This window comes from Rhodococcus sp. PAE-6 (genome assembly GCF_025290685.1).
In the GTDB taxonomy this organism is placed as follows: domain Bacteria; phylum Actinomycetota; class Actinomycetes; order Mycobacteriales; family Mycobacteriaceae; genus Rhodococcus; species Rhodococcus pyridinivorans.
In genome coordinates this window covers 219,684-232,082 of sequence record NZ_JAOCLZ010000003.1, presented here as the reverse complement: position 1 = coordinate 232,082, position 12,399 = coordinate 219,684, and the positions used below count along the sequence as shown (strand labels likewise).

The 12,399-nt window shown below is 61.1% G+C and carries 15 protein-coding genes; 7 read left to right on the top strand and 8 right to left on the bottom strand.

The window, feature by feature from the left end:
• Positions 1–20 precede the first annotated feature (20 nt).
• Entirely contained in the window at positions 21–1,526 is a 1,506-nt protein-coding gene (locus tag NVV99_RS08980; protein ID WP_006551048.1) for a 4-hydroxyphenylacetate 3-hydroxylase family protein, read from the bottom strand.
• A 208-nt stretch (positions 1,527–1,734) separates the two neighbouring features.
• Here NVV99_RS08980 and NVV99_RS08975 point away from each other — a divergent pair, with 208 nt between their 5' ends.
• Together NVV99_RS08975 and NVV99_RS08970 are read left to right on the top strand one after the other, a co-directional pair.
• Entirely contained in the window at positions 1,735–2,733 is a 999-nt protein-coding gene (locus NVV99_RS08975) for a helix-turn-helix domain-containing protein (protein WP_024102196.1), read from the top strand.
• A 367-nt stretch (positions 2,734–3,100) separates the two neighbouring features.
• Entirely contained in the window at positions 3,101–4,126 is a 1,026-nt protein-coding gene (locus NVV99_RS08970) for an AraC family transcriptional regulator (protein WP_260782873.1), read from the top strand.
• A gap of 415 nt (positions 4,127–4,541) precedes the next feature.
• On the opposite strand, the gene NVV99_RS08965 is transcribed toward NVV99_RS08970, so the two are convergent.
• Genes NVV99_RS08965 through NVV99_RS08950 form a run of 4 tightly spaced genes read right to left on the bottom strand, consistent with a single transcriptional unit; the run spans position 4,542 to position 7,181 of the window.
• The gene (locus tag NVV99_RS08965) at positions 4,542–4,739 is read right to left on the bottom strand and encodes a tautomerase family protein (protein ID WP_006551052.1); all 198 of its coding nucleotides are present in this window, start codon (positions 4,737–4,739) and stop codon (positions 4,542–4,544) included.
• Between the two features lie 2 nt (positions 4,740–4,741).
• A complete protein-coding gene (locus NVV99_RS08960) occupies positions 4,742–5,530 on the bottom strand; it encodes a 2-keto-4-pentenoate hydratase (RefSeq protein ID WP_024102199.1) in 789 nt (262 codons plus the stop codon).
• A complete protein-coding gene (locus tag NVV99_RS08955) occupies positions 5,527–6,321 on the bottom strand; it encodes a 2-keto-4-pentenoate hydratase (protein ID WP_024102200.1) in 795 nt (264 codons plus the stop codon). Before NVV99_RS08955 ends, NVV99_RS08960 begins: the two co-directional genes overlap by 4 nt.
• A gap of 35 nt (positions 6,322–6,356) precedes the next feature.
• A complete protein-coding gene (locus tag NVV99_RS08950; protein ID WP_024102201.1) occupies positions 6,357–7,181 on the bottom strand; it encodes an IclR family transcriptional regulator in 825 nt (274 codons plus the stop codon).
• A 624-nt stretch (positions 7,182–7,805) separates the two neighbouring features.
• On the opposite strand from NVV99_RS08950, the gene NVV99_RS08945 reads away from it, so the two are divergent.
• Together NVV99_RS08945 and NVV99_RS08940 are read left to right on the top strand one after the other, a co-directional pair.
• Positions 7,806–8,294 carry a hypothetical protein gene (locus NVV99_RS08945; RefSeq protein WP_144376959.1) on the top strand — a complete coding sequence of 163 codons (489 nt, stop codon included), beginning with the start codon at positions 7,806–7,808 and terminating at the stop codon, positions 8,292–8,294.
• Positions 8,267–8,476 (top strand): transcriptional regulator, encoded by a 210-nt coding sequence (locus NVV99_RS08940; protein ID WP_260782816.1) that lies wholly within the window; start codon positions 8,267–8,269, stop codon positions 8,474–8,476. Before NVV99_RS08945 ends, NVV99_RS08940 begins: the two co-directional genes overlap by 28 nt.
• A 232-nt stretch (positions 8,477–8,708) precedes the next feature.
• Here the strand turns inward: NVV99_RS08940 and NVV99_RS08935 are convergent, their stop codons facing one another.
• Positions 8,709–9,245, bottom strand: a complete 537-nt coding sequence (locus NVV99_RS08935; RefSeq protein WP_242411645.1) for a ClbS/DfsB family four-helix bundle protein — start codon at positions 9,243–9,245, stop codon at positions 8,709–8,711.
• Between the two features lie 73 nt (positions 9,246–9,318).
• Between NVV99_RS08935 and NVV99_RS08930 the strand changes: the two genes are divergently transcribed.
• Positions 9,319–9,507 (top strand): hypothetical protein, encoded by a 189-nt coding sequence (locus NVV99_RS08930; protein ID WP_144376960.1) that lies wholly within the window; start codon positions 9,319–9,321, stop codon positions 9,505–9,507.
• 50 nt (positions 9,508–9,557) lie between these two features.
• Entirely contained in the window at positions 9,558–10,082 is a 525-nt protein-coding gene (locus tag NVV99_RS27255) for a signal peptidase II (protein ID WP_144376961.1), read from the top strand.
• Here the strand turns inward: NVV99_RS27255 and NVV99_RS08925 are convergent.
• Positions 10,023–10,775: a S41 family peptidase gene (locus tag NVV99_RS08925; RefSeq protein ID WP_051424861.1), complete on the bottom strand. Its 753-nt coding sequence runs from the start codon at positions 10,773–10,775 to the stop codon at positions 10,023–10,025. The two genes, NVV99_RS27255 and NVV99_RS08925, sit on opposite strands and share 60 nt — an antisense overlap.
• A gap of 375 nt (positions 10,776–11,150) precedes the next feature.
• A complete protein-coding gene (locus tag NVV99_RS08920) occupies positions 11,151–11,660 on the bottom strand; it encodes an FBP domain-containing protein (RefSeq protein ID WP_024102205.1) in 510 nt (169 codons plus the stop codon).
• 46 nt (positions 11,661–11,706) lie between these two features.
• On the opposite strand from NVV99_RS08920, the gene NVV99_RS08915 reads away from it, so the two are divergent.
• Positions 11,707–12,327, top strand: coding sequence for a TetR/AcrR family transcriptional regulator (locus NVV99_RS08915; protein ID WP_080678505.1), 621 nt, complete (start codon positions 11,707–11,709; stop codon positions 12,325–12,327).
• The last annotated feature ends 72 nt before the right edge of the window (positions 12,328–12,399 follow it).

Below are 12,399 nucleotides of genomic sequence, written 5' to 3'. Positions count from 1 at the left end.
TCGTCATCGTCGCGTCCCGTTCAACCACGCACGATCTTCAGATCATCATTGCTGATCAAGTCCGGACGTGTCCACCCGTCGACGTTGTACTCGGACATGCACTTCTCGGCGAAGCCCTTGAGCTCGGTATCCAGTCCCTGGGCCTGGTAGGCGAACAATGTCTGGAAGCGGACGGCCTCGTGGTCGCCACCGTAGTTGCGCTCGTACAGCTCGTGCCGACCTCCGAACTCGGTGCCCACGGCATCCCACAGCAGCTTGAGCAGCTGCACACGATCGATCGCGGTGATGCCGTTGGACCCGCGCACGTACTGGTCGAGGTAGGGCCGGATGTCGGGGTTACCCCAGTCGCTCGAATGCGAATTCAGGTAGATCAAGCTGCTACCGAGCGTCTGCTGGATGATCTCCTTGATCCGCGGATAGCCCACCCCCATGAACGTGCGATAGGCCAGACCGTAGTTCAGGTTCGGCTGCACAGCCCCGTTCACCCACTCATCGGGAGACTTGGCCATCGCATCCGACAAGCCCCAGAACATATCGCGCCAGTTGAGGATCTCGCCGATCTGCATCTGGACACCACGAAAATTGTTGGTACCTGTCGTCTCCACCGCCTTCAGAACACAGCCGGCGATGAAGTCGAGCTTGACCGCCAAGCGTGCACAACCATGGAACATGAACCGAGCCATGAACCCGGACTTCGTCACAAATCCGTTCGTGGTGTCCGCGTCATAGGCAAACACGTTCTCCCATGGAACCAGCACACGATCGAACACCATGATCGCGTCGTTCTCGTCGAAGCGGCTCGACAAGGGATTATCGAACGGGCTGCCCATCACTGCAGCGTTCATCTCGTAGGACGTCCGACAGAACAGCTTCAAGCCCGGCGAGTCCATCGGAACAGTGAAGATCAACCCGAACTTCTTGTTGCGCAGCGGAAGTCCATAATGGGCGATGAAATTGGCATTGGTGATCGCAGACCCGGTCGCCACCACTTTGGCGCCGGAAACGATCACGCCGGCGTCGGTTTCCTCCACCACATGTACGCAGATGTCCGCGGTCTCGTCGGCAGGCTTATCACGGTCGATGGGCGGATTGACGATCGCGTGATTGAGATAGAGCACCCGCTCCTGCGCCTTCTTGTACCAGTCGAGTGCGTTCTGCCTGTACTCACCGTAGAAGTCCGCGTTGGCACCGAGGGTCCCGAGGAAAGAGGCCTTGTAGTCGGGCGACCGGCCCATCCACCCGTACACCTCACGTTGCCACGCGACGATCGCGTCGCGGGACAGAAGAAGATCGTCGGAACTGTGGGCGGTCTTGAAGAACGGGTGCGTGAATCCACCGTTACCCGTATCGGTCGGCACCGCCAGCACCCCCTGGGCTTCGGGGGTATGAAGCGCGTCGTACATCCGAGCGATCGAGCGAACCGAATTCCGGAAAGCCGGATGAGTCGTGACATCCGGGACACGTTCTCCGCGGAAATACACTTCGCGTCCATCCTTCAAGGACTCGATGTACTCCGCGCCGGTCATCGGCCGGACATCGTTGGGGGTTCCGGTGGAGGTCTCGAGAATAGTTGGCGTCGTCACGTGGTCACTCCTGTTGTCGAGCTCAGACCGAGACGGTGTTCTCGGCCGATGCGAATCCAGGCGCCGCTCCGAGGCAATTCCGCACTCGACGGTCCGTACAGAGCCGGCTCCCTGTGACACGGAACACTAGATTCCGGAGGTACCGATAAACATGACTGAGCGCGAACGATGGAGTGACTCCACGCGTAAATCCACCAAACCCACTGTGGTATCTCTCGATACGCGAGGACTCGACTCCACGGAAGGCCGTAATCTGTGGGCGAACACAGTCGGCACCCTCTATTGCGAGTCGGACGTGGCATGGCCCAATCCACGCCAACCGTTCATCGCAGAATGGGGCGGTCATCCCATCGGAGAACTGCATGTCAGCACGATGCGCGCGGACGTCCACTCGGTCATCCGTTCGCCGGCGATGGTGCGTTCGGACGACGCGGGAGACTTCCTCGTGTTGGTGGTGACCGACGGTAACGTCCGCGTCACCCAAAACGGACGCAGCGGAGTTCTCGAGCAGGGATCGTTCGCGTTACTGGACTGCGCCGCCCCGTTCGAATTCGAAGCCGAGTCGAATTTTCGTCAGGTCGTCATCGACACTCCCAGACCCCTGCTCGAAGCGCGGTTACCCCAGCGAGTACTCGAGCAGGGAACCGGGCTGCCCATCAGTGGGATCTCGGGAACGGGCCGACTCGTGAGCAGGTTCCTCCTCGACGTCGCCGAACAGGACCGGACACTGCCGACGAGGTCAGCGGTCTCGATATCATCCGTCGCTCTCGACCTGCTGGTCACCGCCCTCACCGACAGCGCCACCGAGACCGACCCGACGAAGATCAGTCACGCGCGTGATCTGGCCGAAGTGCAGCGGATCGTCGAGCGACAGCTACACGATCCCGCTTTATCACTTTCCAGGGTCGCTGCAGAAGCGGGGATGTCTGTGCGACACATTCAAAACCTCTTCCGTGAGCAAGGCACGACCCCCCGCGCCTGGCTGTACCGCACACGGGTGGAGCGAGCACGTAAGTACCTCCTGAGCACCGATCTGACAGTCGCCGAAGTGAGTGAGCAATCAGGCTTTCGCGATGTGTCCCATTTCAGCCGCACATTCCGCGCCGCATACGGTTCCAGCCCTGGCCGTTATCGAACCGAACACCGCTGACCTACACAGGTGGCCCGATTCACTCCGGGTCACCTCCGCGGCTCATGCCGACAGTCGAGCCGGTCCTGCGCCCACTACCGCGGACTCTTCCGTCGAGACAGTTCGCGAGATCGACACCAGATGCATGCCGACTACGCGGACGTAGGACACGGGTGCTTCGCGGCGAAGTCGAGCGTCATGGGGTTCCGGTCGGTGTCACTCATTCAGGTGATCCAATCGCCCCAAGCGGAGCAGCGCGGGTCACGATCTACTCCGTTCGGGACGAGTGCGGACGTGGAACTTGTGGGCGTGACTCCGGAGATCGAATACCTCCTACATTCGAAGCCGGTGTGATCTGCAACACTAGAATATGGAGGTGGGCAGCGACATGACCGACAGTGCACAGAACAATGACTCCGATTGCACCGACAAGGCCAGCGCCAAGGTCGTAATCAGCACACGCGAGCTCGAATCGAGCGAGGTACGTTCGCGGTGGATAGACACACTCGACTCGACATACTGCGAACTCGACGTCGACTGGCCTGACATATCGAACTCGTTCGGGGCGGAACTGTCGGTGCGTCCGTTCGTCGACGTCACAGTCAGTGTCGTACGCGCAGACCCACACACAGTAATCCGCACCCCGAACATGATCTCGTCCGATCCCAACGACGACTACCTACTGTGCTTGATCACGAGCGGTACAGCGGTCATCGGTCAACACTCTCGGTCCGCAAAGCTCGAAAGCGGGGCGTTCGGAATCCTCGACTCATCGGCGCCGTTCATCGTCGACGCCCAGACCGAGTTCGAGCAGATTGTCGTCCGCGCGCCGCGCGCGGTGTTTGCGCCACATCTTCCCCTGGAAGCCGTAGCGGAGATTACCGGTGAAGGTTTTTCCGGCCGCAGCGGCATCAGCCGATACGTCTCTCGCCTATTCGTCGACATGGCAACTGACGACTCCCTTCTTTCGCCCAACTCCTCAGCCTCCGTTGCCGCGTGCGCGATGGACCTACTCGTATCCGCCATCAGTGAACGCACAACTCCGTTCAACACCACTAAACGAGTTCACAACAAGGACTTTCGAGTCATACAGCAGGCAATGCAACGACACATGACAGACCCCGATTACTCGATCAGCGACCTTGCAGTCGAACTGGGAATGTCCGTGCGGTACATCCACAAAATTTTCAGCGCAGCAGGCACGACACCACGCACATGGCTGAATCAACAGCGGCTCGAGCGAGCTCGCAAACTCTTGCTGAGCACCGACGCCACGATCTCTACCATCAGCGTCCGCGTAGGTTTCCGCGATGTCTCGCATTTCAGTCGAGCGTTCCGACGTCGCTTCGGGACCAGCCCACTGCATTTCCGCATGCAGCAACTCGGCACCAGCACCAGCAGCGACAACGGGTGATCCAGACCGCCACGTTCTGACCTGTAGCCGTCATCGTGTATCCAATAGCAGTTTCCGAACTCCCGCGAAGGTTTTCAGCAACCGCTGGCAAGCTGTTGAGCAATCTCGTCTACCCGGCGTGCTGGCGCGTCCGCAAATCGAACGCGCCAGCACCAGCGTTGAATCTCGTCGACTCCCTCGTAGATTTCCGACGATCTCGCCTGCGACGTCCAACCGCAGCCATCTGCGACGTTGCTCGTCTGTCCCCGGTCAAGGCATTGCCGGCGACGACGTGCCGTCGTCATAGCGACTCCCCGAACGAGAGAAGGAACAGGGCAGTCCGTCCCAAGCCCGGTCTACGTGTCCCTTGCACTCATCGTCTTGTCCCAACTCGCTTGCATTGACACGAAGATCGTTCGGGAGAATCAAACGAAAGTCATTGAGCAGGAGATCGTTCTGCAATCGTCACATCACCGGCGGCAAAGTGAGTAGCCGGAACTTCACGCAGCACCACCCGAATGTTGCTCAACGGCGCGTCCACGGCCCGCTGGGCGGCAAAGGTGAGTTCATGTATCAGTGCGCGGAGCTGTTCGGGCGAACGCCCTGCGGAAATAGTCACCTCGATGAACGGCATCATCAGCCTCCTGACACATTTACGGTACCGAGATGAGTGAAGTGAGCAGCGATCCGCGCCCCCGGCCGGACCGGAACCGCATCCGTCATCCCCCCGGTGAGGATCACCCAGCCCGGCTCGATTGCCAGGCCACGCTCGGCGAGGGTGTTCGCCGCGAAAGCCAGCGCCTCCGCCGGATGGCCGTGCACAGCAGCTCCTGTCGCCGAATCGACGATCTCACCGTCCACTTCGAGCAAGCAGGCTTCGAGACCGAGGTCCAGCGAGTCCGGCCGCACACTGATGGGACCGGTGACGTACCGGCCGGACGAATTGTTGTCCGCGACAGCATCCATCATGGAGAACTTGTAACCCGAGAACCGGCTGTCGATGATTTCGATCGCACCGACCACATGGTCGACCGCCGCGAGCGCAGTCGCCGCCGAGACCCCGGGCCCTTCGAGTCGACGTCCCATGACGAACGCAATCTCCGGTTCGGCACGCGCGTGGATCATCTTCTCCCGGGGCACCGGCTCACCGATCGGAAGGATCATCGCGTCCGTCAACCACGCCGTCGACGGCGAGTCGACTCCCACCTGACGCTGCTTCGCCTTGGAGGTCACACCCAGTTTGACACCGGTGACCTTCTCCCCCCGCGAGATCCGCATTTGCAGCGCAATATCTTGAGCCTCATATGCCGCGGCCAGATCGAGACCGTCCCATTCTGCGAGGATCGACGTCTGCGCGACGCCGCTATCCTCCGCTCGTATAAGAACATCGGCCACTTTGGCCGGGCTCCATAGTTGCTCGGTCACTGTTCGTCCTTTCCGCCGAGCACGGCGGTGACGGTGCCGAGCCCACTGATAGTCGCGACGATGGAATCGCCGGGTGCGACAGGATACGCACCGGTCATCGAGCCGGGCAGCACCACGTGCCCCGGCTCGAGGGTCACGCCGAGCGGACCCACCGTGTTGGCCAGCCACACCAGCGCACTGAGCGGTGACCCGAGAACTGCGCCACCGGCACCGGTTGCGACGAGCTCGCCGTTGATGTGCAGGTTACAGCCAGCCAGACGCAGATCCAGCTGGTCCAACGAGACCGGGCAACTGCCGAGTATGACCCCGCCGGACGAAGCGTTGTCGGCGATGGTGTCGAAAATTCCGATCTTCCAATCCTTGATCCGCGAATCCACAATCTCCAGCGCAGGCAGGACGAAATCCACTGCCCGCGCTGCCTCTGCGGCAGTCACGCCTGGGCCGGCCAGTGGACGACCAAGGACGAATGCAATCTCCGGTTCGATACGCGGTTGCAGAAATGTGCCGCTGGCGATGGGATGGTGCTCCAGATGAAACATGCTCTGGGTGAGATGCCCGAAGTCGGGCTGGTCGACCCCCATCTGTCGCTGAATTGCTCGCGACGCGAGGCCTACCTTGTGTCCCTTGACGACATCGCCGGCCGATGTCCACTGCTCTACCTGCGCCTGCTGGATGCGGTATGCCACTTCTAGGGACGCGTCGGGATACTCGGGTGTCAGCGGGTCGATCGGCTCGGCGGTGCGATACGCGTCGAGCAGACGATCCGCTGCCTTCTGAACAGCAATATCCATAGTTCCTCGGTTGTGTCGTGCGGTTGATACAGATGTCAGGACGCTCGGGGACAGCTACCGACCGGCTCCAGCGATGGGTGGTTCCGGGATTCGAGTGGAACGATGTCCGCCGCCTCGGCAATAGAGCGAGTGATCTTGTTTGCGGCAGCGATCACAGCGCGCTCGAGTTGAGCTCGCCGCGAAGCGAATCGGGTGGCCGGAACACTTATGCTCACTGCAGCCACCACCGAACCCATGTCGTCACGAACCGGTGCGGCGACACAGTGCACCTCCGACACCGTCTCGCCCATGTCCACCGCGACACCAGTTGAGCGAGTCATTTCCAGAGCGTCGGCGAGGGCATACGGACTCGTAGTCGTCGACGGTGTTAGTCGCCGTAATGGACGCGCTGTCAAGTACCGCTGCAATTCAGTCTTGTCGAGTTGCGCGAGCAGGACCTTGCCCACAGCTGTGGAGTGGGCATCGAGCCGGGTACCCACTCGAGCCCCCTGCACGGTGATGTTGTGCGTACCGATCACCTTGTCGACGTAGAGGACACTCCAGCGTTCCATGATGGCCAGGTGTGTCGTCTCTCCATAGTTCTCGACCAGCTCCTCCAACACAGGAGCGGAACAAGAACGTACGTCCACAGTGCTGCGGAGCGTTTCCCCGAGTTCGACGATGCGCCAGCCGAGCCGGTATCGGCCGCGATTCCGGCACTGCAACAACCCGGTGTCGACGAGACTGGCCAGCAAAGCATGAGCACTCGACCGGGGCACGTCGATGGCCGCTGCAACTTCCGAAACACCCCATTCCGGACGCTGAACTGTGAACAGATCGAGCACCGGACCAATCTTTTGCACTGTTTGCAGACCAGCCATGCCGACAGCCACCTTTCAAAGTTCAATCTGGATGACGGTTGAGCAACCCCGTCGCATCACTGTGAGGTGGAACACTAGGTGGCCGAGCAGAGAACGAACATGTCCTGAAGCGCACGAATGAATGACCCGAAGCGCACGAGCCACGATCTACGGCCCACCGAGCTACCTTCGATCCCCCGTGGCACTGATAGCACAGCAAGTGCGTATCTCCCGCGGGACTGATGGCCTACCGGCTCTCCCGACTCGACTGGACCGGCCCTCCCCGACCGAACGCAAGATCCATGGCTACGAACAGTTTGGTGATGACGCCGCAGACGCGGCGCACCGACTCGTCGTGTCCGCACCGTCATGCCGACCACACAGGAGCTACCGGCGCCCGACGAACATCGACGCACCCTGCAGGAGCAGTTGGCAGCAGAGCTTGTTGTGAAAAAAGTGGCCGTTGCGGTCCGTACTCGATGAGAGTCGCAACGCCCAGTTGGAGCACACACAGACCAGCGCCCGGAAGGTCACGAGCCACACGCCACACAACAGTGCGAAGCAAGCCACTACTTGCCAAACAGAAAAGTCGCAATGAACCTACTTTCCCGACCGGCAGGTAGCCCTCAGGAAGCAGGCACCATCGTGAACCATGAACGTGACGAAGCCCTTGACGCGTTGCGGGAAATCCACGCCCGCCGAAGCCAGATTCTCGCTACGACCCGACCGGCCCAACTGCCCCGGTCCTATCTGATCACCACCGCACTGGCGTTCACCGCGGTAGGTATCAGCACCGACCTGACCGTCCCGCTACGCCCGATCGTGCAACTGGCCGCCCTCCTGTGCCTGTTGGCGGCAGTAGCCACCCTCACCGGCGGCGCACCGGCCCGGCCGAACCGCACCGAAGTGCGCACCTCCCCGCAAGCAGCAACCGGAGTCGTCGTGCTGGCCGTCGGCGCTCTCGCCGGAGCAGGCGCCGTCCGGGCGGGCCTGCCCCTGGCCCGGATCACTCGGTGGATTGGCCGCCGCGATGACCTGGTTTACGTTGGCACCGCTGGCCCATCGACGCTCCATCCGGCCGGGACGTCCTGCATGAACCCCCCGTCGTGCAGCCGGACGGATTCAACGAGCTGATCCACGCTCCCCCGCGCCTGTCCCTGATGTCCCTGCTCGCACCTACCGAATGGACCGAATTCGTTTACCTACGCGACACTCTCCATCTCAGCGACTCCGCTCTGAGCAAACAGTTGACGCTCCTCCAGTACGCCGGTTATGTGCACGTCCAGTGGAACGCCACGGAGCCAGCCGCCGCGTGACAGTGGCGCTCACTCCCCTCGGGCGCCAAGCATTCACCGATCACGTCGCCGCCCTGCGCGCCTTACTGGACCTTCACTGACACGAGCGTCAACATGGGGGACACCTGAACTTGAGACGGCTCGTCGTAGTCCGTATTCTCGGCGCGCTGTGCGACGTTCCTGGCACAGGCGATACGGACTGTTCGGGGGACGACTGCACCGCCGACTGATCACCGGACACCGTCGATAACAGTCAGAGATCGCGAAGCCAACGCCGAATTCGGTTGCGTGCGTTTGTATACGGTGAGATTGTATTCAATGAGATCATACGTCCCATAGTCCATTTACCATACCAGGGCGAGCCGTAGAGTTCCTCGTCGGAGTAACCCTCGACCAGTTCCATGATCTTTCTCTTTGCATCGGCGAGTCGAAGACGCAGACTCGCCCAGGACTCGTCCTGATGCTCGGCATAGTAGCGTTGCGCCAGTAGCCCGAGCTCGTTCCACTTGATTCCCTGAGCGGGAAACTCGTCGGGCAACCCAGCAGCGCGGCGTTGGTGCCAGGTCAAAACCTGTTCATTCCACCCGATCAGATACGCCACCAAATCGGCCGGGCTCATCGAAGTGCCCTTGACGTGCCCTTCGAGGACAGCCTCGCGCACCGACTCCGGCGGCACCCGGTCGAGGTCATCGCAGAGCCGGGAGAACGCCTTTTCGATCCCAGAAATGAGTTCACTTCTGGACGCAGGAACTACCACATCTTCCTTCTTTCTGTGCAGTCCGAAAGCCACACCGCCACTTCGATCTAGGAGCCGTACCAAACGGTAGTGCGCTGGGTGCAGACCGGATGGAAGCATCTGCAGTATGAGTTCCACGTCCCTGCCTACTGTTGTGAACGCGCGATCGAGGATCCGATACGCCGCTTCGATCGGTGTACTGGCCTCAGCTCTGGTGGTGGCCGATCAGCTCACGACGTGGTGGGCCGAGACGACGCTGATCGTGGGCGCAACCACGCCGATGGTCGGCGAGTTCGTTCAGTGGAAGCTGGTGTAAAACCCGGTGCAGCATTCGGACTGGGCAGTGAGTTCACGTGAGTTCTCACCATGATCGCGGCTATCGCCGTCGTCGGACTGCTGGTGTTGGCCCTGCGTGTACGCACTCCGAGCTGGGCGGTAGGCGTCGGTCTACTTCTCGGCGGCGCCGTGACCCATCTCGGCGATCGGGTCGCACGAGAGCCCGGTTTCGCTCGTGGCCACGTCGTGGACTCCATCGACAACAGCGGTTTGTTCGTCGGCAATGTCGCCGACATCGCCCTCGTCGTCCGGGGCCGCCCTGTTGATGCTTCTCAGTGTGCTGGACGTGGAGTCCGTCCCTCGCGCCCCTATCACTGCTTCCGGCGACGAGCAGCTTCGATCAGGGAAACAACAATAAAGACCGAACCAGCTGCATCACCGGTGTACATCCCTCCTCTTGCCGTCACGGGACGATGCTCGTCACTCGGAGTGGTCGCGAAGAAACGTCGTGGCAGGTCTCTGCCGAACCGGGTCCTGCACTGCGTTCCACCTCCATCAGTTGCACCCTCGGTCCTGCAGCCATGCCCGTGCAGTCTCTTCGGCATTCTCGGGTGAAGTGACGTAATCGGGCAGGATTGGTACCTCAGCGAGACTCATGCCATTGCGGTCGACGTACAGACTCTCGGTAAGCACGAGGAGCGCTCCATCGAAGAGGGGTCGCGCCGAATTCGCAGAGGTGTATCCCGCGCTGTTCGTCCCGAACGACCGAATGTTGTCGAGCCCTCGGAAGGACGCGAGCACCACCTCGCCGCTCGATGCCGTCTCAGCGTCTTGGAGCACCGCGACAGGTTGATCCGCAATCTTCGTCACGACACCGACCGAGATGGCGGTTCTGCCGATTCCGGCACCGTCCTCATAGATAGTTACGGGCGTATCCGCCCCGGTGCGTGTGCGGAACGTCATGGCGGTACCGTTCGGCAGAAGCGGGGTCATACCCGAAAGCATCGGATACATCGTCCCGCCCGTGTTCCCCCGCAGGTCGATAATCCACCCACAGGTCTGATCAGCGGCGTCGGCGATGCCGCTCGCTGCGGTTCGCGCGTAGTGACGCTGCATCTCCTCCGAGACCGCACCCACGGCGGGAACTGTCACAGTGGTGATGCCATCCGCGGTCGTGACGGTGGGCGCAGAGAACTCGTCGAGAGCCGAGACGGACCACCGTTCGACTTCCGTCGGTTCGAGAAGGAAGGAGTGTTTGCCACCGGCCGCTTCAACTGCGGCCGCCAGGGGCGCATGTATCTCCCCCATACTCGTGGCGCCTTCGGCTTTCGCCTCGACTTCTGCGCGCTGCGCCGCCCATTCCGGTCCTGCTGCGTAGTAACCGTTTCTCCATGAGATCCGGCGCGATATCGGCGTAGCGTTGCGGTGACGGTTTCACCAAATACACACCGAACTGCGGACCGAGCGAATGCAACGCCCAAACGCCTGCAACTCCTGCCAGCACAGTCGAGACTCCGATCACGGACACGACCACTCCCACCCCAGCAGCCATCGACCGGATCAGCGACCTTCGTCGCCGGCGTGACTGTCGCGCGGGCACATTGGTGTCCGCGATAGAGTGCGAATTCGCATCGATCCCAGTTCGGTTGACACCTCGGGCTCGGCCACGACGGTCTTCGGCCATCAGCGGCCCGCCGAGGAAGCGCCGACAATACGGGTGAGGAAACCGTCGAGCCGACGACGTAGATTCTCGATTCGTGTCTCACTGAGCAGTGAACGCTCCGGTTGCGGATCCGACAACGGCTTTGCGTTGCGCACATACAGCGAACAGTCGAAGTCCACGCAGATATAGGTACCGACGCTATTGGCTGCCTTTCCCGCAGGCCCGGCCTTCTGTGCGGTGAACAGCGCTGCTTCCCCACTACGCCGCATGGAGCGACACAGATTGCACATGACCCCGCGCGTACGGATCGGGTCGACAGCGGCGACGCGGAACTCGACTGCGACGAGTTCACTGCGATGGTCGGTGACCAGATATGCGCGATGAGATGCACGCGGATCGATCCATCCGTAGAAGTCCCGGTCGCTCCACTGCACCTCGTCGAAGTTGTTGGGGAACGACATCGACTTGGCCTTGTTGCGCGAGCTGTTGACGAGGCTGGACATGATCTCGGTCTTCGTCGGGTGTCTCACGGCGTCCTCCATCCTTTATGAAACGATCGTAGTATAAACTCGTGTCATGGGCCGCCCCAAGGACGATGCACGCCGACACGAGCTACTCACCGCATGCGTGCGTTATGCGCAAGAACGAGGACTGTTCGGATTGACCGTCCGCCCGCTCGCAGACGAAATCGGGACATCGGCGCGAAACCTTTTGTACCACTTCGAAAGCCGAGAGCATCTGATCTCGGAGATTGTCGACGAGGTACTCGCCGACCAACTCGAAACCTCTCGTGCACTGTTATCGCGCATACGACGTCAAAAAACGGCCGCCACGGCACCGCCCCGGAACGTGGTAGCCGACGTGATCGCAGACGGACTCGAGCTCTCCTGGGCGCACACCACGACCCCCCAGGGTCGCATCCAAATGGCGATGTTCTTCGAAATCTACGCAGCAGCCATGCGTGACAATGACCTTCGAAAGAGGTTCGTCGATCCTGTCATCACCGAATGGGTCACCCCGATGGCACAGGCCCTCGAGCAAGCGAGTGTCGTGAACGCCCTGTCATTGGCCCACCGCGTACTCGCTGTTCATCGAGGACTCCTACTCCAGGCCACAGCAACCGGTGCCACTCCGGAGATCGCAGCCGCTCACAAGGATGCTGTCCACTGCATCCGCAACGAAATCTGCACCGCTTGACAGAACAGTCCACTACAGCACAAGAATCACGGCTTGCATCGGTGCAGGTGCAGCATGATCCGATCGACGTAG